The organism is Bacillus cereus group sp. Bce041 (assembly GCF_052646455.1).
In genome coordinates, this window is sequence record NZ_JBQXON010000026.1 from 13608 (window position 1) to 37929 (window position 24322).

Genomic DNA, 24322 nt, shown 5'->3' on the forward strand with positions numbered 1-24322 from the left:
ACAAATGTTACTTTTCCATAAAAGAACAAGAACAAACTAGGAATTATGTTTTCCTACATCGAATTTAAACGTACATGTCATTCAAAATAGATGCCAGACACCTGGATGTACATAGCTAAAAGCAACTCATCAAACGCTGGAGGGATACAATGTCTTATAAAACGATTCATACCGATTTTCGAAATGACTATACAAATGCTCGAGATGCCTTGTTAAATGAAGGAATCGTTGAAATTGGCCATGTCCAATATGAAAGTCAAAAAGGACTAATCATACGTCCTGCCTACGAAATAGAAGGAGAAATTTATTTTTTCTCGGGAATGAAAGCAGCGGGAGAAACGATATACAGTGTACAATTACGCCCTTTTAATGAGCTAAAAGGGGCGGATTACATTCCACTAGAAGAAAAATCTTGTATAACTGTGTAAATGAGAGAGGTATAGCTATCAGCTAGGAAGAGGAGGGAGAGATGGATCAAGATGAGCGGTATTATATTTTACAAGAACGTGTAAGTTTGCAAACATACTTAGACTCCTTAAACCCGAACGTTTCTGACAACTACAACAAAGAACGAAGTATGAACGAGCTGCAAAATCAAAGCCTCATTCGATAACATAAAACATGTCTTGATAAAATGCTACTAATCAGTATTCAGAAGAGAAGTAGCATGTACCTTGATGTACTAAACTTAGAAGAATATCGAACAGAATTAAGTACGAAGATTCAAACTTAGATGACGATACTTAAACTACACAGTATATCAATTTAATTTGACATACATACGAAATACTTGTACCTAAAAATAAAGGAAAGTTTAACAATATCCTTTTCAGTGGATTCTTAACACGATTAATTGATTAAACTGCGTTTTTTTCTGAAGCAGCCACTTTGCTACGTTATTAGGACTTATAGGCTTTTTAGAGCAACTGGGAGCTGAGCGTAAAAAGGAAATGAAAAAAAATAATTAATTGTAAAGCTTGAGGAACGTTCCTTCAACTGTATTAGATATAAAGAAAGCAAAAGAGCCAAAATCCCCAATGGCTGGAATTATGGCTCTTTCAAGATGCAAGAAGAAGACACAAGAGAAAAGATCAGTGACAAGGTATATACATAGAAGAGACTTGTCACTGCTTTGTTCTCATTAAAAGTATAGCATAAAAGGAATTTAATTAGGGAAAGTAAAGCGCAAACCTGTTGCATGTTTATAGTGAATAACTCAGTAAATCTATAAATTTTTAGGTATTGATTTTCTTTTTCCCATCAATACCTAAAAAAGTTTAGAGTTTCATGTCTTTGTACTACAACAAATGTAAAAAGATATGAAAATAAGAACTTATTTTATAGTGTAAAATTCTCAATTATCTACAGAGACAGTTTATTTAGTACCCATTTTCTTGGCCACATATCGATACAAGAAAATGGGTACTTCTTTAAACGGAGACACCAAAGTGGATACTTTCTGAATAGACTTCAAATTATAGATTTGAAATAAATACAAGATCTTTGCAAGAAAGATGTGAGGTTTCTAAAAGGATACGATGCTTTACCTCTTTATTTAAATCAATTAGAGGCACACAATATAATACTTTTATTAAAATTAATGAAATAGAAGACTAACTTTATAGATATATAAAGTTAGTCTTCTATTCATAACAACAATTATTTATGAGAATTCAGGTCCTTTTTATCGTTTTAGGAAACAAAGAATTGCTTAGCTTGATAGTAATATGGCGAATCACTATAACTAGTCAGTTATCGATTATTTGTTAAATTCTTTGAAAATACATCTTTAGTGATGTAGAAAGAATGCATACCTGCAAATTCTTTAAATTCTTCATTTAAATTTTTGACTTTTTCTTCAAATTGAAATCCGAGCTTTTTCAAAACTCTAACAGATGCTTTGTTTTCAGGGAATACAACAGCAACAACACGCTCTATCCCTATTTTTAAAAATGCGTATTGTAAAAGGGCGTATGTGGCTTCTGTTGCATAACCTTTTCCCCATTTATCACACGATAAAGCATAATACATTTCTGTAGATGTAATCTCGAAGTCTAAAGGACCTAATCCACAATATCCGATAAACTTTTGAGAGGATTTTTCAAAAATAGAAAGATTGAATTTAGCAATATTATTTGCGTTGTTTTTTTGGTTCATCTCTATGCTCCATAGAATAATATCTTGTATTTCTTCTAGTGAATATGACGGAGATGGCATAAAACGGTTTGTTTTGGGATGTTTTTGTAATTCATATAAAGGTTTTGCATCAGATATGTGATAAGGTTTGACTAATAATCTTTTAGTTTCAATATGAGCATTTACAAACATGTTACACCTCTTTATGTAGTAAAACTATATTTTTAATATTGCACTATTAACAAAAAGTACACTCTTATTCTTACTTGGATATATTCGACAAAAGGGGAAATAATTCCTATGAGGGATTCTGATATTAACACGTAGATAATGTACACTAGAACATATTTTGAAATGTAAAAGTCGAATTTCTTTAATTATACTTTTTTATTTTTAAACAAGATAAATAGAACGCTTGCTTTCCTGCTTATTGTAGTTCAATAAAGGGTTTTTAGACTTTCTGGTACAGATGCTCTTTCTATTCTTAGAAGTGCCCCCTAGCAACTCCATAGCCATCAAATTCAGAAATTAATTTATTGAATACTTTTATTCTATTTATAGTCAGAGGTTTGAATAAATTGAATATTTAATAATATATTTATAAAATTGGATTATATTAACATATAGAGAAAATGTAGTATATTTAGAATGTAATATAAAAAGAAAAAAGGGGATGAGTGTATGTTCAAAAAAGTAGGTATGGGAATAGTTTCTGCAACTACTGTATTAATAGTTGGGTTCGGATTGAGTAATACCGTTTTGGCTGATTTAAAAACAGAAGATTTGTATGAATATCAAGAATGGGAACCTAATAATACATTGGAAACAGCTGATGATTTTGGTTTGAATGGAGTGGTTTTTGGTAATTTTGATACAGAGGGAGATAAAGTAGACGTTTATAAATTTAAAGCGAAAACAACAAATCTTGCATATTTTAGTTTAGCGATAAAAAATTGGACGAAAAATGACTATAATTTATATTTGTTAGATGAAAAAGGCATAGTGTTAGCTAAGTCAGAAGCTGAAAAAACTTCAAGTCTTGAAGATTTCATATATAAAGTAAAAAAGGACCAAACTTACTATATAAAAGTTGTTGCTAAAGAACGTGGATCACAAACAACAACTAAATATACATTAAAGGCTTTCTCTGAGGGGAACTACACAATACCTGAGTGGCTAGAATAGTAAAGAAAAAAGACACCTGAAAAGGTGCCTTTTTTCTTTAATTTTTTTTGTTTTGTCCTGTATGTTCTCTCACATTTAGGTTAATTTATTAGCTTTTCTTTTATATAGACCAGGTATGTAAGTACAGTAAATACAAGAAGAGCGGCAATCATTCCTAACTTCCATTTTTCACACGTAAAATATCCTCTAAGAATTAAATTTTAACTATTTTTAATAGTGACTGTATGTGTAAAAGGATAGATGTTCTTCTTATCTTCTAATTTATTTTAAAGGTGACAAAAATGTAAGATAAACGTAAGGTAAACCAATATGTAATTGTATCTTTCTCCTGTAATCTGATTGGGACATCAAAACAAAAGGAGAATAAACATGAAAAAACGTATACTAGCTATTTGTACAACTGGAATCCTGTTCAATAGTGTATTGGCAGGCTGCAGTATGATTGGGAAATTATCCTCAGAAACGTACTATGTAAAAGTACAAGGAGAACTTGATCCTAAGACATCCAGTTATACGCTAAAAGGATTTAAAGATGATGGAACCGAAAAAGAAATTTCATTTGCAACACAAGATAAGAAATCTATTACTGAGGGTACTTATTTAGAGATTGACGCAGATGAAGATAAGGACGCTAACAAGAAAGTTCCTAATAAAATTAGTTTAATTAATAGCTACAAAAAAATTGAAAAAGACGATATTCCAAAGAAAATAAAAGAAAAGCTTAATTAGAAACAACTTTTTTAGTAGGAAATTAATGTTTAAATATATGAGGAGTTGAGCTGGACATGAAGCTATTAAGCATTTCTCAAAAACATTGTCCTCCTGATTTGAAAGAACAGATTAACCTTGTCATGCAGCAAACTTGGCCGGAATATTATCAAAATAATAAGCATAAACAATGGCCAGATACTCAAGATACAAATTCAATTTCTTTAGTTCTCGTAGAAAATAATGTAGTAATTAGTCATGTCGGAATTCCATGTAAATATATAAAACATCACGGTCAAAAATATAAAGCTTTTGGTCTTAGTGAGGTCCTGACTAATCCAGCTTACCGTAATCAGGGATACGGCTTAAAATTAATAAAGGAAGCAGCCTTGTATATTGAGAGAAATACACCAGATATTAGTATATTTACTTGTAAACCATCATTAATTCATTTCTATTCACTTGGTGGATGGGACCACATAAAGAACACGAATGTCATTGGAGGTACAAAAGAGAAACCTTTTCGAAGTGATTCTTTGGGCTTAGCTACTATGGTTCGTTTTCATTCTAGTAAAGCTCAAAGGAACCGTGTTTCTTTTGAGCAAGCAGATATTTTCTTGGAATTAAATGAAGGGATGTTATGGTAGTAAATTATATACAGCCTTTAATGTAGTGAAGTAAATAAAAATTAAAATATGATGTAAAAGCATAAATTGAATAGTTTATTCAATTTATGCTTTTTATAGTGCTGTGTATATTAATATGTTTAATGATTAACAATGAAATATATGAGTTATTAAAAATTCATCTTTAGAAAGTTATTCTACACGTATTTAAAAAAGATGGGGAATTTTAATGATATAGGTTTAACATAAATCATAGAGATAATTAGGTAGAAATGATGGGGGATAGATACTATGCAAAAAATTATGATTGTTGAGGATGACAAGAAGATTGCAAGTTTACTTCAATCACATTTAATGAAATATGGGTACCAGGGCATAATTGCAACTGATTTTGAAACCATTTTGGATCACTTCTTATTCGTACAACCACATTTAGTGTTATTAGATGTCAATTTACCAAGATTTGATGGCTATTATTGGTGTCGGCAAATTCGTTCAGTATCTACATGTCCAATTATTTTTATATCTGCACGCAATGGCGAAATGGACCAAGTTATGGCCTTACAAAATGGAGCAGATGATTATATTACCAAACCTTTTTATTACGAGGTTGTAATTGCAAAAGTTCAAAGTCAGCTTCGTCGGGTGTATGGTAGTTATGCACCTAAATTAGGAGAACGTACAATAGAACAAACTGGATTAGTATTGTATCCAGAAAGAATGGAATTAAGATTGAATGGGAAACTGACAACCTTAACTAAAAAAGAAACTGAAATAATTCAGTTATTATTACTTCGCTCATCACGTGTTGTGAGCAGAGAGGCCATTTTAGATAAAATTTGGGAAGATTATAATTATGTTGATGATAATACACTAAGTGTACATATAACACGAACAAGAAAAAAGTTAGCAGAGCTAGGCATAGAAAATGCTTTAGAGACTGTAAGAGGTTCAGGATATAGACTCAATGTGACTTGGGAAAATGAGGTGTAAAGAATGAAGTTATTTATGCGTGAGCATGTCCCTTTTATATTGTATACAATAATACAATTATTCGTTGTATTACTTGTATATTGGTATGACGGCTATAATAACTTGTTAACAGCATTATATGCTGTTTTTTTAGGCCTTTTTTTGATGACAGGATATCTATTATACCGATATTTTAGTCATCAAAAAATGTATAAAAAGTTATCCACCTCACCAGAAACATTACACGAATCTATAGAAGATCTAGATTCTACACCACTCTCTATTTCAATTAAGAACCTATTAAAAACACAATATCTTTATTATCAAAGTCAAATAAAGTTATGGGAGCGAAAAAGGGAAGAACAGGTAACTTTTATGAATCAATGGGTACATCAAATGAAAACACCCTTATCCGTGATTAGACTTATTACGCAAGACACGTATGATGAACGGTTTGAAAGTATAGCGGAAGAAGCAGATCAGATGAGACAAGGATTAGAGATGGTATTAAACATGGCGCGGCTAGAAACATTTGAGCAAGATTTTCAGGTAGACAAAGTTTTGTTACGTGAAATTGTAAATAAAGTGATACATGAAAATAAGAAATCATTTTTACACAATTATGTATATCCTGAAATTAACATCCCTTCCAATCTCATAGTGGAAACAGATACTAAGTGGATACAGTTTATGCTAAATCAAGTTATCATTAATGCTATTAAATATTCTAGCGGTAAACGAGAAAAAGTTACAATCTCTGCTTTTCAGAAAGAAGAGGGAATTATATTACGGGTTCAAGACCGGGGTATCGGTATCCCTAAATCTGATTTACCAAGAGTATTCCAACCTTTCTATACAGGAGAAAACGGTCGTTTATTTAAAGAATCAACGGGAATGGGATTGTATCTTGCAAAAGAAGTATCAGAAAAATTAAATGTATCGATTGAATTACAATCTGAATTTGGCTCAGGAACCATTGTAACTATCGTTTTCCCGAATATTAAGCACGGTTTCATATAATAAAAATCCCTTAGTTGATTTATCTTACACATTTGTAACCAAAATGAAAGATAAATCAATATGAGCGAATATCTGATTAAAATAAACTAGATAATATAGCAAATTGAAAGAGGTATATTTATGGGAATTTTAAAAGTAAAAGATATTTGTAAAATTTACAACGGGAAAATGGCATATGAAGCTTTGTCTAATATCGATTTAACCGTCCATGAAGGAGAATTCGTTGGAATTATGGGACCATCAGGAAGCGGTAAAACGACCCTTTTAAACATGATATCAACGATAGATTCTCCTACCACAGGGGAAATTATTATTAACGGAGAAAATCCATTTCTTCTAAATATGAATGATTTATCATTATTTCGACGTAGGAATTTAGGGTTTATATTCCAATCTTTTAACCTACTTAATACACTGACAGTTAAAGAAAATATTATTTTACCTTTAACCCTAGAGGGTGCTGAACTAAAAGAAATGGATAATCTAGTTATACAATTAGCAGAAAAGCTAGGTATCAAAGATATTTTAAATAACCGTACTTATGAAATTTCAGGCGGACAAGCACAGAGAGTGGCTATTGCAAGAGCTCTTATTCATAAACCAAAATTGGTGCTCGCGGATGAACCAACTGGGAATTTGGATTCAAAATCTGCTCAGGATGTGCTGGAATTATTAATGAAGGTAAATATGGAAGAAAAGGAAACAATATTACTTGTAACACATGACCCTAAGGCAGCAAGTTATTGTAATCGTGTTATCTTTATTAAGGATGGAAAATTCTATAATGAGATATATTGTGGAGATAATCGCGAAGTCTTTTATCAAAAGATCATGAATACCTTGTCTTTCATAGGAGGGGAAAACGTATGACGTTTCAGCAATTCGCGTTTAATAACATCCTACGTAATAAACGTATTTATCTTGGACATTTTTTTAGTAGTACATTTGCAGTTATGGTCTTTTTCATCTATGGATTATTAATTTATCATCCTAACTTACAAGGAGAACTTACTAACGCGAGTATAACTATGAACACGCTGGGGAATATAGGTCTTCAGGTTTCACAGTATCTAACATGGTTCTTCTCATTTTTATTTATTTTATATTCTGTCAGTACTTTTTTGAAAACGAGAAAAAAAGAATTTGGAATTTTAATGATTCAAGGTATGTCCTATCGACAACTAAACAAGCTAATATTAATTGAAAATATGTTAATTGCTTTTCTATCGATTATAGTTGGGATTGGAATTGGGCTTGCTTTTTCTAAATTAATCTTATTAATTAGTGCCTCTATTTTATCTTTAAAAGATGGACTGCCATTTTATTTTCCAATTAAAGCAATTACTATTACTAGTGCAGCTTTCATTATTTTGTTTGTTTTAATTTCGATAGTTACTTCTAGGTTGGTAAAAGTAAACTTAGTGGTGGAACTATTAAAATCCGAAGAAAAGCCTAAACCAGAGCCTAGAAGTTCTATTGCATTGACAGTGTTATCGATTATTTTGATTGGGCTAGGGTATTTCGCAACATTTTATATATCAATCGGAAAAGATTATATGAATGAATATCAATTACTTATATTGACTGGGTTAGGCGTCGCCCTTGTTGTAATCGGCACATATTTCTTCTTTACACAATTAAGTGTCTATGTTATGCGTTTACTTAAGAAAAGATCAAATTTGTTTTATAAAAAAACAAATTTGTTAACATTCTCAGATTTAATATATCGTTTACAAGACAATGCAAAAACATTCTTTATTGTCTCAATTGTTTCAGCTATGGCATTTACTGCAATAGGGGTTTGCGCCGCGATAGGTAATTCTAGATTGGCTGAAGGAAAAAGTCCATATGCATTTAAATATGTATCTTTTCAAGGAAATGTATATGAAGAAAAACATGTAGCTGAAATAAAAAAACAACTTGAAAAGGCCCATTTTCAATATATCCTAGTTTCTCCAAAGTTTATAACAACAGAAAATGGAAGGACCTTAATCAGGTTAACGGATTATAATGAATATGTTCAAAAGCTGGGGTATCCAGTGGAAAGCTTAAAAAATGATAAAGAAGGTTTGATAATAACATCTAAGAAAGCAAAGAAGGGTAAAAATGAAGAAATTGAAAAGCAGAAAAATATGCAAATTACACAAGGTAACTTACATATAAATCTTCCTATTCAAAAGAATGTAGAAATTGAAGAACTAAGGCAGGATTATGATTCTATATTAGTAGTAAAAGATTCCATATATAATCAAGTCGCGAATGAGTACTTTTTAGGGACATATAAAACACCAATAGAATCAACCTTATATGGTTTCATGATCAAAGACTGGATTCACACAACAGATATTGCTAAAAAACTAAATCAGGTAATAGAAGCAGATGAAAATAATGGGAAGCCATCATTTTATTTTGATTCTCTTAGCTTAATATGGAATGAAATGAAGCAACAAAATGGGCTATTGTCAATTATGAGTATATTGGTAGGTATCGTGTTTTTTGTTTTTGCTACAAGTTTTTTATACTTCCGCTTATTTACAGATTTAGATCGAGATTATCAATATTTCACCATGCTTGGTAAAATAGGATTAAGTAAAATTGAATTAAAAAGAATTGTCACAAGACAGATGGTCATCTTGTTTTTCCTACCCATTTTAATAGCAATGCTTCATAGTAGTGTCGCATTTATGGCATTACAGCATATATCCAAATCTACAAGCATTGGTAGAAATATATCTGTTTTGGGTAGCTCTACCATAGTACTGGTAAGCTTTTTATGTTTGCAAGTTATATATTTCTTCCTCATTCGTTCAAGTTATCTAAAGTCAGTTTCAAAAGTAATGTATACAGTAGAAGATATAGAATGAAATATTGTTATTTGAAGATATAGAATCTATAAAAAAGAAAATATTCACAGGTCTTAATAAAACAAAAGATAATCTGTTAAATAAACAAAAAACCTTGCAAGATTTTTGTAAGGTTTTTTGAATTGGTATATACATTAAAGAGAAAAATTGAATTTCTAATTATAATTAAGACCAAACCCACTGATCATTTTGATAAGCTTGAGTGTTGGTTTCATCTACTTTTTGAATATTATCTATAACGGTTACATCTGCATCAATATTACCACGTCCCAAAGCCAATTCCATATTAATTTTCACTTTGTCTCCTAATTTAAATTGTTGTCCTTGAGTTAAACGAACTTCGATAATTTCTTTTTGGCCATATTGATTAATATAAGGAACCATTACGTAATTAAACTCATTAAATTTATTTCCAATTTCTATGATTTCACCTGTTACATGGCCATTTACTTCACGATTCAAAATAGGGTTACTTTGTGCCTGAGAATCATTAACCTTTTCAATTTCGTCCATTACCGACCACTCATTACTTCTTTCAGCGTTCGCCATATGCACTTTCACTTTTTCATCTACATTAAATTTTTGTCCCTTTGTCAAATAAACCGTAACATTCTTTTTTTGAACCCCATCTTTTCCAGTATATTGAACTATGACATAATCTAATGATTGAAATTTACCTACTTCTGTAATATATCCTATTTCATATTCGTATGCGAAAACATGTTCTAAATATTCCCCCTGATGCAATGTATCAGTCCCTTGAACTTTTTCAATAGACTGCGCAATCATATAACTCTCAAAATTACGCATCATCGCACCAGTAGCTTTTATATCATCACCAACTTTTATATTAGGATTAAAGTTAGTAGTAGTAATGCTAAAACGGTTAGTATTATCAATATTCTTATTGGATCCTTTCACTTCAATATAGATAGTATTCCCTGAAACTTCCACTACACGTCCTTCTATTGATGAAACATTTGATTCAACAGCTGCACTTGCTTTTGTTACCTCTAATCCTGGTAAATTTGTTCCTGCAAGAGCTGCAATTCCTAATGCACCAGCTAAAATGATTTTTTTCATACCTTATAACATCTCCATTCCGATTGTATTTAAATGCACAGTTAGGTTTAATCCGTAAATAACTCTCGTATATAACCTAGAATGTAACCATTATAGTTACAATAAGAATGGTTATCAACTACAATTAAAATGCAATTTTGCATAATAATAAATTTTAGTTTCATGATTCATCTTTTTACTAACGTGAAGGTAAAAAAATGTAAGATAACTGTGAGTTAAAACAATATGTAAATGAATACTTTTACTATAATCTCAATGAGACATTTAAATGGGGTTAGTTCTGTAAATATATAAAATTTCAGCTTAGAATGTCTTGTTACACCTAATATCTAAAAACAAAAGTTTAGACTTTCTTGTCTGAATCTCTATACTAAAATCTCATGAACAATCGCTGATAAATAGCCATTATCACAAATTTTGTAGGTACTTCCATGTCTCAATAATGGGACATGAAAGTCTAAATTTTTTAAACATAGGACAAGAAACTCTAAAATACTTAGCCAGTGATATTACAATATTCGAAAGTAAATCTTTGAATAGAAATTTATCTTCACAGTTTCAATAAGAAAAACCACAGCGATTATTGTGGTTTTTCTTATTAATGCCCTAAACTATGTTGTAAATGCTCATAGCATTATATGTCGGATTTCAAAAAAGTGTTAGGATGCAAATATTCTTAATAAAATTTGGGGGGGATTTCTAATGTAGAACATAAATGAGTTAAACAAAAAAACTAGGTTTTTTGTTTTAAAAAATACCATTTCCAACTTAACACATTTTTAATTTCACTCTATACTATACAAATTTTTATAAAATGTTCCAAAGTAAACTAATAAATATTAGTTTATGGTTTCTTGCTCCAACAAATACGTCAATGTGAAAGTTTAGACTTTCTTGTCTAAATAGTTTAGAGATTCATGTCCTTGTACAACAAAAACAGTAGGGGAGCAGATCAGGTTGCATCTCCTGAAGAGTTCGTTAAATTCTCATTTAACGAACACTTCGAGAGATGGGTGTGGTATAATATTCGTATACTATAAATAAGGAGCTGTACTTAATGCAATTAACTCAACAACAGTTTTTTGAAACATATAACATAGATGCACAAGAGTTTGAAAATGCAGAAATCAGTTGGGATAGCTTATTAGAAATACATACTGATTACTTATCATATAAGGAATCACTAAATGCCACAGCAGAATACTTATCAAATAGGTTACGCACACATCCAGAAGCTCATACTGTTAGATCTAGAGTTAAAGATCCTGAACATTTAATAGATAAAATTATTAGAAAGATTATAAGAGAAAAAAAGCGTGAAACCAATTATAAAATTGATATTAACAACTATAAAACTGAAATAACTGATTTAATAGGAATTCGAGTTCTTCATCTCTATAAGGATCAAGCTGCCCCTATTGATAAATTCATTCGAGATAATTGGAATTTACAAGAAACTTGTACTATTTACTACCGTGAAGGCGATTACTCGAAACAAGAAGAACATGAAAATAATGAATTATTTAATTTTAAGGTACACCCTTGCGGCTATCGCTCATGGCATTATTTAATAAGCTCACAAGCGACAAAAGACGTCCATATTGCTGAAATTCAAGTAAGAACCATTTTTGAAGAAGGTTGGAGTGAAATCGATCATCAACTAAGATACCCTAACCATATCAACGACGAATCTCTAACAAAACAACTTTTAGTTCTAAATAGAGTTGCTGGAAGTGCTGACGAAATGGCAACTGTAATAAGAGAAATAGTTGCTGAAAATAAAATAAAACAAAAATCAATCGATGAATTAAAAACACAGCTTGACAAACTGATGAAGGAAAATAATATTGAAAAAGCTGTTAAAGAAGAATTCCGGAAAAAAGTTGAAGAGCTTCAAGATCAACTGGCACTTAAATTACCAAATAACAGATGGTTTAATAGTCCTATAACTATTGGAGAAGCACCAACTCCTGCTTCATCCTCCCTATTTAAAGGCAGCGAACAAATAGTTATTGATTTTAAAGCAGGTGAAACATATGACATTAAGCAATATTTAAATGGTTATACACATCCTGCACTCGTTAAAAAAGCAGAGAAATAACTGTTCGTTAAAAGTGTATTTAACGAACAGTTTGATGGATTTCATAGAATTGAGTATAGTAGAGGTATCAATCATATATTGATACCTCTCTTCTTTTTCAAAAACTAGTATGGTATCAATGTATGTAATCAAGCTATTTATTAAAACAGTTAGTTTAAAAATTAATTCCCATTATTTGATTTGAGGTGTACAACATGAGTAACCAAGAAAAAGAAAAGTTTAAAATACTAATAGATAAGCATAAAAGTAAAATGCCCTGGTATATCATAGAGTATGCAGAAATGAAAACAGCCCTCTCCCCCGCTACATTGTATGCTTACATTACTGAATTTGAAAAGTTTCTAAAATGGCTTATAAGTAATCGATTAGCCGTCGAAAACGGTAAGGTGGTCACTAATATATGTGATGTACCAATTTCAACACTAGAAAATCTACCATTAAATGAAGCTAGAACTTTTCAAAGATATCTTCAGGGAGAAGGTATTGAGACAAGAGCTATTAACAGAACTTTCTCCGCTTTAAAATCCCTATTCAAGTACTTAGCTCAAAATACAGAGAATGAACAAGGGGAAAATTACATCTCTCGTAATGTAATGGAGAAAATTGAACTGCATAAGGAGAAAGTAGATGCAGCAGCAAGAGCAGATGACGTTGCAAACATGATATTTAATGAAAAAGATGATGTTGCTTTTCTTCAATTTCTAGCAAATGATTATGGTGAAATGTTGAAAGATATATCACCAAAAAAATATAATTTTTTTCAGCGTGATAAAGAAAGAGACATTGCCATTATAAGCCTCATTTTAGGCACTGGGCTTCGAGTTTCTGAGGTAGCTAGTCTTACTATATCTAGCATAAACTTCCGCCAGGGGAAAGTAAAAGTAACGCGTAAAGGTAATAAGAGATCTTCCGTATTAGCTACTCGCTCTTGCTTAGATGATATTCAGGAGTACATTAAGGTTCGTCCTAGTAAATATAACTGCCCTCAAGATGAAGACTTACTTTTCGTAACAAATTATAAAGGGAAATATACGCAGTTAACTGTTAGGGCTATACAGAAGTTATGTGACAAGTATTCAAGTGCATTTGATGAGAAACGTAGCCCGCATAAACTACGACACACATATGCAACAAACCATTATAAAGAAAACAAGGATCTTGTATTACTGCGAGATCAACTTGGCCACACTTCTGTAGAAGTTACTAGTATCTATACAAATATTAATAATAAGAAGAAACGTGAGGCTGTTGATCGATTAGAGAGAAGGCAGTTTGAAAACTAAATATTAAATTTTTATAATTCACTGTTTAATATTTTTCAATTTACAAACATCTGTTTTATGTTAAATTATAGATAATATAAAATTACAATGATTTATACCTGAGGTGATAGTTATTCATAAAAAAATGTCTTCATTTATTTTGTATTGTGTTCTAAATATTATAATGTATTTAATTGCGTATTTTGCTGTTATTAAACCCATGATATATACTACAACTAATATAGAATATAATAGTTTAAACTCAATAATATTTATTTTTATTTTATTAATTGTGGGAATAATATTTGGTTTCATTATCAAAAAAATAATTTCCCATAAAGCATCATCAAATTACTTATATACAAATGAAATTACTTTATATATTTTCAGTCATATCTTGATTCTGCCGATATTATTATTAATAGCATTTAGTTAATTCATATATAACCTTAGAATAAAAATATGACCATAAGTAAATTAAACTTATGGTCATATTTTTTATTGCAATGAAACTTGAGCAAAATTATAATGGCAATCTTTTGTAAGGTTACTAACCTTTTCACCAGTTATTATCATATCAGTACTAGCATCTAACGCTTTAAGTCCACCTAATATTGCTCCCCAACCAGTTGTACTTGTTGCAACTGCAACAGCTGAAGCACCTATTGTAGTGCCTCCTGCCTTAACTAGCACTATTTGCTCTACCCTTAAATTATTAACAGCAGTTCGAAATGCGGCTAAGTCAGCTTTATTATTAGCGCTTTGAATAGGATTTTTTGTTCTACCTGGTATCTGAATAACCCATACATTCTCTGTATAGAAGTAATATTTATATTTACCTAACCAATCTTCTCCCTTATCAATCAACTCAATTGATGGTCGATTATATTGGATATTATCCTTTAAAGGCTTAACTTGCGTTTGAGCGGTTGAAGCTTTTGACAGTACCATTCCATTGCTATCTAAGGTTTCTGTTACTACTTCATTTTTATCTTTATAGAATGTCGCTCTATAATTCCCCTCATTATCCCACGTTTCTACAACTCTTTTTTCCTTATTATCTTCAATAATCTTTGAATGGACATCTTGATGGCCTGGCATACTCGTTGTCTCAACCTTTCCAATATTGTCCGATGTTTTCAACTCGCTTACACTTTCATATTTTTTTACACTTGTTTCTGCTAAAGATGTGTTTGGAATTAACGTAGTTACCGAAAGTGTTAATGCCATTCCTAAACCAGCGTGTTTTAGTTTTCTATTAAGACTCATGTTTTCTCGACTCCTTAAAATATATTTAAAGTTTAAAAGTATTAAAATTGGAATAGCTTATAGTAAATATTTTTCTTTTATGCCTAACCAGGAATAATGGCCTTAACATCAGTAAACGTAGAATCCCACGTAACATATATATCGCGTAATGTTGTAGCTGAATTTGTATCATGCACTACTGCAACACGATGCCATTGATTTGTTGATGGATCATAGATTTCTTCATATCCTGTACCAGTTAATGCTGTGTTTTCATAAAACGGGTGTTGCATCGTATTAAGCCAGACTGGTCTATTGGCATTAATTTCTGCTTTATATTTATTAAACAACTCTGCATTACTGATTCCATTTTGTCCTCTACTACTATACTCATTAACAGTCAAAGGATATTTTCCTATACTACTAAAGTATTCTTTAAGCCCTTTAACAGCTATAGATGAGTCATTTTTAACTAATTTATTAAGATTGTCATGAATAAAATCGTAGTTTTCATGATTTTGATTTAAATTAGGATAGCCTTTATAAGTCCAGTAAATCACAATATTAGCAAGAGTATCCGTAATTGCTCCATTTTTATTAGTAGTATTAACAACACCATCTAACTTTTTATAATTATAATTTGGAATATTCATTGCTTTTAAATTTGCATCCGACTTTTGTACCATTAATCTACTACTACCAGTTGGTTTAATTTTAGTAATTTTGTTTATTTCTTTTGTAGTTATATTTTGAACTTCGTTAGAGCTTGAAATTTTTTTATAATAAGATAATGGCCCCTGATAAATACTCTCATCCTTATTTACATTCTGATAAGGATGTTCACCTTCTCTAGAAGACTCTAAAACCTTATATGTACCCCCAACTACTCCTACAATTAGATACCCTTGTTTTCGTTCTGCTTGTTGAACTTGAAATAGATATGCTACTTTTTCCCCTTGTGTATTATACAATTTCCTATCAAAAAGTAATTCTCCCTTATCCCAGTTGGATGTAGTATTACTGATTACCGTTTGAAAATATGAGTTAGCTGCAGTAAGAGCATTTTCATAAGATTTATCATCTTGTTTTACAATTTCTTCAGCATGAATATTTATTGTAGTCACAGGGCTCATTAATAATGAAGATACCAATAGAACCTTTCCTAAATTTTTCATACTCTTCCTCCCTTCTTTGTTTATATGCTTGTTATCAATTAACATAATATAACAAAAAATAAGATAAATAAACAAAAAATTCTACTTTATTACAAAATATATTATTTTTAGAATTTACTGTTTATAAAAACACTCTAAAGTTGTACACTATAAATATATAATCCAATTTATAGGAGGAACCATGATGAAAAAAGCTTCACTTTTACTTATAGCTATCGCAATGGCTACAACTATATTTAGCAGTAGTGCATTAGCAGCAACTCCCGATACAAACGATATCACAGATCATTTTTCTTTTATTCTTAAAAGAAATGCTATTATTGTTAATTATGCAGTAGAAGAGGATAAAAGATTAGGTACATATCCTAAAGGCGTTGGAGCATTTATAGCTGAAAAACAACAATCTGACTATGGTGAATGGTATTTTGGGAATAAATTATTTGGTGGAAAAGATGGATTCATATTTAATGGACAAAATGTAAAAAATATGGAATTAGCAAATATTCACTATGGCTACATAGGTAGAGCTGCCGGTTTTGCAAAATCCCAATTAATTAATAATGAGAGAGCAAGCCAAATTAGCCCTTCACCTGAAAATTGGGCATTTAATTACTTTAGTGTGCTTGGACTAAAAGGAATATATTGGATTACATATGGAGCAAATCTGTACGACAATAAAAACCTTCAACATTTTAACCCTAGTTTTTCAATGATTAAAGAATTAAATCCATCAAAAGATCTATTATCTAATGATGAAAAACAACAAATCAAGGATGAAATGTTTAATATAGCTCAGAAGATTAATGCAAACAAATAAAAAACTATTAAAATAAAAAAGCCCTATTAGGGCTTTTTTATTTTAATAGTTTTTGTCTATCATATTCTTAAATCGGAACAGGAATATAATTAGGATCAAGATTTATTGCTCTATACAAAAACATCGCCATTTGCTCTCTCGTTACATTAGCAGATGGACCAAAGTTTTTATTTCCGATCCCATTTGCAATTCCATTGCTATATAACGCTTTTACATACTCATTTGCCCAATGACCTTTCATATCATTAAACTCATAGTTCGCTTTTACTTTTAAATCAAATGCCTTTGTTAATACAGCTGCAACCTCTGCTCTAGTTGCTGTATTTTTTGGGTTGAATTTCTTTTCTGAGTTTACTGAGAAAATTCCTCTCTTTGTTAATGCTGTAATTTCTTTTTTGAATGGACTGTCACCGATATCTCCATATGGATTTTCATTTGTATCTACTGGTTTTAAGTATCTGTATAATAATGCCGCTAATTGTTCACGTGTCATATTATCTTGCGCTCCAAAATATCCATTCCCATAACCTGTCATGATTTTATTTCCTGCCATATACATAATTTGCTCATATGACCAGTGTCCTTTTGGGACATCTATGAAAACATATGGATTTATCGTGGTGTAGTGAATAAGATATTGGATGTTATCTTCATAATCTAGATATACATCTTTTGGAGTAGTATTCCATGTATCATGAATGATTACAGTATGATATGATTCATTTAAATCTGGTATAATTAACTCTTCATATCCTACCAAAGTAATATGATGGCTAGTATAAATTGGATGGTTTTGAACACCTAACCCTATTGGTCGACCAGCGTTTATTTCTTTTTGAACAGCAGAATAAGATAGTGGTTCTACCATCCATGATATTTCCGCTGTGTAACCTCTATCTTTCCAATATTTCTCTAATGCAGGTTTAATCTTATGTGGCCAAGTCCCAAATAGCACCCCTTCTGTAGTCTCACCAGTTCCTCTATCTGTCTCCATTAGATTCCCTAAACGGTCTATTAATTGATTTGCAGTTTCAGTACGTTTATGCAAATTAGGAAACCCGTTTTCAGCCCAATAACTTACTATATTTGCAATAGCCGTTGGTGTACATCCCACGTACCAAGTATAGTCTGGTACATCTAAAATTCTTGAATTATATATTTCTTCTCCCACTACCAGTGCTTTTGAGGAACTAAACGAATAATTATCTGATTTTTTATTCTGCACTCCTCTTGTAAGGCCCACACTTTCTGACGCTTTACTAGTATTAAGATCTATTAATTCACCATTTTTTTTCTGATAATATTGTAACGGACCTGTATATATTGCCTCGCCTTCTTTTACAAACTTATAAGGGTTACTGCCTTCCCTTGTCGATTCAGTAACCGATAAGTTATTGTTTTTCTCGCTAACGATTATATAACCAAGTTCTTGGTCACTATTTTGTAATTGAAACAAATAGCTATCTACTTTTCCTTCTAAATCGTATAATGTTTTTTTCTCACTAAAATTTGCCGTTTTCCATTGAGGATACGCTTTTTCACTTACAGCTCGCTTATAAATTTCTGCCCTATTTTCAGCCTTTTCCATCGTAATAGTACTTATTTCTGTTTTTGCAGCAAATGAGCTTTTCTCACCAATAAATATCATCCCTATTAATATTGGAATGATATAAAGAATTTTCATAATCTTTTTCATAAAAAATCTCCGTTTCTATTTTAAAGTCACTCTCTATTAAATAATTAACTTCATTCCTAACACAAAGTTACTAATAATGTTCTTTAGTAACTTTGTGCAAATAATAATATTTATTTTAAATCGGAACAGGAATATAATTAGGATCAAGATTAATTGCCCTATATAAGAACATGGCCATTTGCTCTCTCGTTACGTTTGCAGATGGGCTAAAGTTTTTATCCCCCGTCCCATTCGCAATCCCATTACTATATAACGCCTTTACATACTCATTTGCCCAATGTCCTTTCATATCATTAAACTCATAGTTCGCTTTTATTTTTAAATCAAATACTCTTGTTAATACAGCTGCGATTTCTGCTCGTGTCGCAGTGTTTTTTGGATTGAATTTCTTTTCTGAGTTTACTGAGAAAATACCTCTCTTTGTTAATGCCGTAATTTCTTTTTTAAATGGACTGTCACTGATATCACCATATGGATTTTCATTTGTATCTACTGGCTTTATGTATCTGTATAAAAATGCCGCTAATTGTTCACGCGTCATATTATCTTGCGCTCCAAAATAACCATTTCCATATCCATTCATAATTTTATTTCCTGCCATATACGTAATTTGCTCATATGACCAGTGTCCCTTTGGGACATCAATAAAATTAAATGGATTTATAGTAACAAAATTACTGATATATTTAGAACTCTCATTATAATCAAGCATAATTTCTACTGGGGTTTCATCCCATGTATCATGGATAATAATATTTGACAATTTTTCATTAAATTCAGGCATGTACATTTCTTCAAACCCTATTCCCGTTATAGAATGATCTTTATACATAAAGTGCTTTAAAGTATTAATAATAATAGGGCGACCTGCGTTAATCTCTTTTTTATATTTTTCATATGAAGGTGTCCCATTTAATTCAGCATTAACATCATAACCTCTATAATTCCAGTATTTATTTAAACCAGGTACAATTTTAGACATTTCTGTCTGTCCACCAGATACCTTACCATCCGGACTACGATAACCTTGTACAGTTCCCATATCTCTTGCTAAGTTTTCTATTAACTGATTAGAACCTTCATAACTTTGAAGAAGGTTTTGGAATCCATTTTGAGACCAATAGGATACTATATTGGCAGTAGCAGTTGGAGTATACCCTTTATACCATGTATAATCTGGTACATTATTAATTTTCTTTTCTACGTATGTATTTTCAGAAGTTGTAGAAGCATATTTTTTTGGATTTATCATTTGACTTTTATTTTCTACATCTTTCTTTGAAATAACTTCATCTCTTGGTATATCTACAAATTTACCGTCTATTTTTTTTGCATATTGAATTGGTCCAGAATATATTGCTTCACTTTCTGCAACATCTTTATACGGGTTACTTCCCTCCCTAGTTGATTCTAAAATTGAAGAACCTTTATTTGTTCCATTAACAATAATATAACCACAATCTTTATTTTCTTTATTTACTTGGAATAAATAACCTTTAACACTTCCGTTAAAATCATGTAGAATTTTCGTTTCACTAAGTTGCGCCTCTTTCCATTGTGGATATGATTGTTTACTTACATTCTCCATATACACCTTAGCTTTATAATTTGCTTCTTCTTCAGACACAATCCCAATATTCCCCTCTTCCGCATTAGAAATGTTTAAATCAAAAAGAAATAGTCCCATAGAAAATACAGTAGCTGTCAACAAACCTTTTCCTTTACACATAACAATCCCCCTATACATTTTTTTACAATTACAACTATAACTGTATTATTGAAATATTGCAAATTTTAATTCGATAAAACAAAACACATTGTAATATATAAAATAATTCTATGTACATATTAAAAATCACCAATAAAAAAGTACAATTAGGCACTTTTTATTGGTGATTGTCTGGTTTGACAATAGCTTTCTTAAAAGTTCTTAAATCGGAGATGGAGTATAATTAGGATCAAGGTTAATCGCCCTATACAAGAACATCGCCATTTGCTCTCTTGTTACATTGGCGGATGGACTAAAATTTTTATTTCCTGTCCCATTCGCAATTCCATTGCTATATAACGCTTTTACATACTCATTTGCCCAATGACCCTTCATATCATTAAACTCATAGTTCGCTTTTACTTTTAAATCAAATGCTTTTGTTAATACAGCTGCAATTTCTGCTCTAGTTGCTGTATTTTTGGGGTTGAATTTCTTTTCTGAGTTTACTGAGAAAATACCTCTCTTTGTTAATGCTGTAATTTCTTTTTTAAATGGACTGTCACCGATATCGCCATATGGATTTTCATTTGTATCTACTGGCTTTATGTATCTGTATAAAAATGCCGCTAGTTGTTCTCTTGTCATGTTATCTTGCGCTCCAAAATATCCATTTCCATAACCATTCATAATTTTATTGCCTACCATATACATAATTTGATCATAGGCCCAATATCCTTTTGGAACATCCTTAAAATTATATGGATTGATTAATAAATAAGAATCAATTTTATTAATTACTTCATTATAATCCAAATAAACATCTTCAGGAGTTGTATTCCAAGTGTCATGCACAATTAAGGTTTGATATGTTTCATTCAAATCAGGTATTATAAGTTCTTCATACCCTATCCCAGTAAGATAGTGTTCTGTATACAAATTATGCTTTGATACGCTAAAACCATAAGGTCGTCCAGATTCTAATTCCCTTTTAATTGTATCAAATGTTATTTTTTCATATGCAGCATAATTAAAATCCGGGCTACTATATCCTCGGTTATTCCAATATATTTGAAGTGCTGGAGCAATTCTATCTGTGTAAGTACCATATTTCACTCCTCCTGTACTTTCACCAGTACCTCTATCTGTCCCCATCATAGTTCCTAAATTGTCTATTAACCAATCTGAAGTTTCGTTATTTTTTAGTAAATTAGGAAATCCATTTTTGGACCAATATACTACTATATTAGCTATTGCCGTCGGGACGCATCCTACCAGCCAGGTGTAGTCTGGAACATCCTTAATTATTTTACTGTTATATGTCTCCTGTTGAATGAAATTTCCACCAAAATTTTTTGAAGAATATACAACTTCTTCTTTTAAACTTTTATTCTTTATTAAATCTTTGTTTGGGATAATTTCATTAGTATTAAGACTAGTAACTAAGCCATTCTCTTTTTTAAAATATTGTATTGGCCCAGTGTACACTGCATGATCTTCTTGAATATCTTTATATGGATTATTACCTGCTCTTGTTGATTCTATTATTGAGTTGCCTATCATACTACCATTTACAATAACATATCCGTAGTCCTGATTCTCTTTTTGTATTTGAAATAAGTATCCTTTCACTTTCCCATTTAAATCTCTTAAAGTTTTACTTTCACTAAATTTTGAATCTATCCAATTAGGATACGAGTGTTCTCCTATAGCTTTAACATAAATCTCTGCTTTACGCTGTGCTGCTTCCTTTGTTATAACTTCATAGTCTTTTTCAGATGCAGAAGCATACTTTAAATTACTAAGTAGAAATACAGTTAAAACTACAATACTAAAAATACACCTTAAAGTTTTCTTCAAAAAGCCCATCCCCTTATACATTTTTTACATTATCATCATAACAATCAACTGAACAAAAAGTAAAATCTTTATTTTCAGACTTTAATCCACTTAATTACACTCTAAGATTCAACAAATCAGTATAATTACCGTTTATTTTCAGAATTTTGTTGATAAATAAATTGAAATTACTTAATAAATTTTATTTTTCTGCTATGATGGTAATAAATAGGATACTCTATAGGATGGGGGAATATATAATGATTGCTTCGATAAAGGGTAATGAGCAAATCACAAAAATGTTAAATGACTGGTATATAGAGATACGTGCCAGACATGTAGGAAAGGCACATAATTTAAAACTTGAGATTGATCAAAAAATACATAACATTGAAGAAGATCAAAACCTACTTTTATACTATGCTCTTTTAGACTTTCGTCATCAATATATGCTTGATAGTTTAAGTATTGGAAAAGATAGTTTTGATAAAGTCGATTCATTGGGTGTACCTGCAGATCAGCTTTTACAATACTACTACCACTTCTTTAAAGCTATTCATTCAAATATAACAGGTGATTTTACATGTGCAAAAGAACATTATAATCAAGCTGAATTACTCTTAAAACACATTCCTGATGAAATTGAACATGCTGAATTCTATTTTAAATTATCAACTTTCCATTATCATATTTACAAACCGCTTGCTGCAATCAAAGAAGCTACTAAAGCAAAGGATATCTTTAAAAAGCATGCAGGATATGAAACTAATATTGGATTATGTGATAATTTAATTGGATTAGCTTGTACTCATTTAAAACAATTTGAGGAAGCTGAAGAACATTTCATTACAGCTATTAATACATTCAAAAAATCTGGTGAAGAAAAGAATATCACGTTTGTACGCCATAACTTAGGTTTAATGTATTCAGGTCAAAATTTATCTGAACTAGCAATACGATACCTCTCTGAAGTAACACAAGAACTCCCTAAAGATTATAAAGCAATCTTTATTAAAGCTAGGGAGCATATGAAAATCGGTGAGTCCAAGGAAACTTCTAATCTTATAGTGAAAGGCTTAGAGATTTGTAAAGAACTAAAGAATGAGGAATACGAACATCACTTTTTAATTTTAGAAAAATTAAATCAAAAGGTCGCTGCTGACGAATTAGAGAAGACAATTAAAACAGGAATTTCTTATTTTAATAGAGAAGACCTACATGAATATGTACAAGAATACGCTAAAAAGTTAGCGGTTTTATTCCATCAAGAAAATAACCGTTCAAAAGCAAGCGATTATTTTTATCTTAGCCATCAAGCAGAAGGGCAAAACTTTGAAAAGGAGGCTTTAAAATGAAAAAAGTAATGTTTAGCTTAATTGGATTAACAGCTGTATTCACGTTTATGTTTAACGCTAACAATGTAACTGATACACAAAAAGCTCTTAGCGAGGATAATATCGTACAATATGCTCACGGCCATACTGGTGGATGATAAAAAAACAAAGGTCTTCACTTCATTGTGAGGGCTTTTATTTTTATATGGGGTCCCCTTGTAAGAATAACAAAATATTAAAATCTTAAAATTTTCATTATGGTTCGGATAAGGAGTAGAATTTCCGATTTTGAAAGGATAACTAAAGTATTAAATCCTATATATATATTATTTTTTTATATTAAATTATTTATGGGGTAGCACCACATCGCTATCAAGCTAACAAAATAAAATCCCCCTAAAATGAAAAAATACGCTATTCTTTCTGTAGAATCATAGGTGGTCTGGCCCCATTTGGTGAGACAAAGAAAAAACACCTAGATAACATGTTTCCTATAAGCTATAGGTGACATATTATCTAATTTCCTCTGAATCCGTTCATTATTATAG

General features: G+C 30.9%; 20 protein-coding genes and 2 pseudogenes. 14 read left to right on the forward strand and 8 right to left on the reverse strand.

Features of this window, described 5'->3' with window-relative positions; genetic code table 11:
* Positions 1 to 149 precede the first annotated feature (149 nt).
* Positions 150 to 428: a hypothetical protein gene (locus ACUN13_RS30540; protein WP_061660994.1), complete on the forward strand. Its 279-nt coding sequence runs from the start codon at positions 150 to 152 to the stop codon at positions 426 to 428.
* Positions 429 to 469: 41 nt separating this feature from the next.
* Positions 470 to 613, forward strand: a complete 144-nt coding sequence (locus ACUN13_RS30545) for a hypothetical protein (protein WP_167319462.1) — start codon at positions 470 to 472, stop codon at positions 611 to 613.
* A gap of 1139 nt (positions 614 to 1752) precedes the next feature.
* On the opposite strand, the gene ACUN13_RS30550 is transcribed toward ACUN13_RS30545, so the two are convergent.
* Positions 1753 to 2328 (reverse strand): GNAT family N-acetyltransferase, encoded by a 576-nt coding sequence (locus tag ACUN13_RS30550; protein ID WP_088345029.1) that lies wholly within the window; start codon positions 2326 to 2328, stop codon positions 1753 to 1755.
* Positions 2329 to 2817: 489 nt separating this feature from the next.
* Here ACUN13_RS30550 and ACUN13_RS30555 point away from each other — a divergent pair, with 489 nt between their 5' ends.
* The 7 genes and pseudogenes from ACUN13_RS30555 to ACUN13_RS30585 all read left to right on the forward strand — a co-directional run bounded on the left by ACUN13_RS30555 (position 2818) and on the right by ACUN13_RS30585 (position 9511).
* Positions 2818 to 3321 (forward strand): hypothetical protein, encoded by a 504-nt coding sequence (locus ACUN13_RS30555; protein ID WP_341723363.1) that lies wholly within the window; start codon positions 2818 to 2820, stop codon positions 3319 to 3321.
* Positions 3322 to 3690: 369 nt separating this feature from the next.
* Positions 3691 to 4050 carry a DUF1093 domain-containing protein gene (locus tag ACUN13_RS30560; protein WP_088345033.1) on the forward strand — a complete coding sequence of 120 codons (360 nt, stop codon included), beginning with the start codon at positions 3691 to 3693 and terminating at the stop codon, positions 4048 to 4050.
* Between the two features lie 56 nt (positions 4051 to 4106).
* Positions 4107 to 4676 carry a GNAT family N-acetyltransferase gene (locus ACUN13_RS30565; protein WP_088345035.1) on the forward strand — a complete coding sequence of 190 codons (570 nt, stop codon included), beginning with the start codon at positions 4107 to 4109 and terminating at the stop codon, positions 4674 to 4676.
* A gap of 270 nt (positions 4677 to 4946) precedes the next feature.
* Complete coding sequence (locus ACUN13_RS30570) at positions 4947 to 5648, forward strand: response regulator transcription factor (RefSeq protein ID WP_088345038.1); 702 nt, start codon at positions 4947 to 4949, stop codon at positions 5646 to 5648.
* 3 nt (positions 5649 to 5651) lie between these two features.
* Positions 5652 to 6647 carry a sensor histidine kinase gene (locus tag ACUN13_RS30575; RefSeq protein WP_341723364.1) on the forward strand — a complete coding sequence of 332 codons (996 nt, stop codon included), beginning with the start codon at positions 5652 to 5654 and terminating at the stop codon, positions 6645 to 6647.
* Positions 6648 to 6767: 120 nt separating this feature from the next.
* Positions 6768 to 7539: pseudogene (locus tag ACUN13_RS30580) on the forward strand (ABC transporter ATP-binding protein).
* The gene (locus ACUN13_RS30585) at positions 7514 to 9511 is read left to right on the forward strand and encodes an ABC transporter permease (RefSeq protein WP_445424168.1); all 1998 of its coding nucleotides are present in this window, start codon (positions 7514 to 7516) and stop codon (positions 9509 to 9511) included. Before ACUN13_RS30580 ends, ACUN13_RS30585 begins: the two are co-directional and overlap by 26 nt.
* Positions 9512 to 9988: 477 nt before the next feature.
* Here the strand turns inward: ACUN13_RS30585 and ACUN13_RS30590 are convergent.
* Positions 9989 to 10594: pseudogene (locus tag ACUN13_RS30590) on the reverse strand (hypothetical protein); the annotation flags it as partial.
* A 1057-nt stretch (positions 10595 to 11651) separates the two neighbouring features.
* On the opposite strand from ACUN13_RS30590, the gene ACUN13_RS30595 reads away from it, so the two are divergent.
* Positions 11652 to 12695, forward strand: coding sequence for a RelA/SpoT domain-containing protein (locus ACUN13_RS30595; RefSeq protein WP_440043694.1), 1044 nt, complete (start codon positions 11652 to 11654; stop codon positions 12693 to 12695).
* Positions 12696 to 12889: 194 nt separating this feature from the next.
* Positions 12890 to 13978, forward strand: coding sequence for a tyrosine recombinase XerS (gene xerS / locus ACUN13_RS30600; RefSeq protein WP_445424169.1), 1089 nt, complete (start codon positions 12890 to 12892; stop codon positions 13976 to 13978).
* A 477-nt stretch (positions 13979 to 14455) separates the two neighbouring features.
* On the opposite strand, the gene ACUN13_RS30605 is transcribed toward xerS, so the two are convergent.
* A complete protein-coding gene (locus ACUN13_RS30605; protein ID WP_445424170.1) occupies positions 14456 to 15226 on the reverse strand; it encodes a geobacillin-26 family protein in 771 nt (256 codons plus the stop codon).
* A gap of 83 nt (positions 15227 to 15309) precedes the next feature.
* Positions 15310 to 16380, reverse strand: a complete 1071-nt coding sequence (locus ACUN13_RS30610; protein ID WP_326264467.1) for a hypothetical protein — start codon at positions 16378 to 16380, stop codon at positions 15310 to 15312.
* 184 nt (positions 16381 to 16564) lie between these two features.
* Between ACUN13_RS30610 and ACUN13_RS30615 the strand changes: the two genes are divergently transcribed.
* Positions 16565 to 17197 carry a polymorphic toxin type 44 domain-containing protein gene (locus tag ACUN13_RS30615; protein ID WP_445424171.1) on the forward strand — a complete coding sequence of 211 codons (633 nt, stop codon included), beginning with the start codon at positions 16565 to 16567 and terminating at the stop codon, positions 17195 to 17197.
* Between the two features lie 67 nt (positions 17198 to 17264).
* Here the strand turns inward: ACUN13_RS30615 and ACUN13_RS30620 are convergent, their stop codons facing one another.
* From ACUN13_RS30620 to ACUN13_RS30630, 3 genes are all read right to left on the reverse strand, one after another.
* Positions 17265 to 18893 carry an S-layer homology domain-containing protein gene (locus ACUN13_RS30620; protein ID WP_445424172.1) on the reverse strand — a complete coding sequence of 543 codons (1629 nt, stop codon included), beginning with the start codon at positions 18891 to 18893 and terminating at the stop codon, positions 17265 to 17267.
* 115 nt (positions 18894 to 19008) lie between these two features.
* A complete protein-coding gene (locus ACUN13_RS30625) occupies positions 19009 to 20622 on the reverse strand; it encodes an S-layer homology domain-containing protein (RefSeq protein WP_326265007.1) in 1614 nt (537 codons plus the stop codon).
* A gap of 201 nt (positions 20623 to 20823) precedes the next feature.
* Positions 20824 to 22470 carry an S-layer homology domain-containing protein gene (locus tag ACUN13_RS30630; RefSeq protein WP_445424173.1) on the reverse strand — a complete coding sequence of 549 codons (1647 nt, stop codon included), beginning with the start codon at positions 22468 to 22470 and terminating at the stop codon, positions 20824 to 20826.
* 230 nt (positions 22471 to 22700) lie between these two features.
* Here ACUN13_RS30630 and ACUN13_RS30635 point away from each other — a divergent pair, with 230 nt between their 5' ends.
* Both ACUN13_RS30635 and ACUN13_RS30640 read left to right on the forward strand, forming a co-directional pair.
* Complete coding sequence (locus ACUN13_RS30635) at positions 22701 to 23795, forward strand: response regulator aspartate phosphatase (RefSeq protein WP_445424174.1); 1095 nt, start codon at positions 22701 to 22703, stop codon at positions 23793 to 23795.
* Entirely contained in the window at positions 23792 to 23932 is a 141-nt protein-coding gene (locus ACUN13_RS30640; RefSeq protein WP_179206969.1) for a hypothetical protein, read from the forward strand. The genes ACUN13_RS30635 and ACUN13_RS30640 overlap by 4 nt, the downstream gene beginning before the upstream one ends.
* Positions 23933 to 24249: 317 nt before the next feature.
* On the opposite strand, the gene ACUN13_RS30645 is transcribed toward ACUN13_RS30640, so the two are convergent.
* On the reverse strand, positions 24250 to 24322 hold a 73-nt coding region (locus ACUN13_RS30645; RefSeq protein WP_411511861.1), incomplete at its 5' end, for an IS3 family transposase.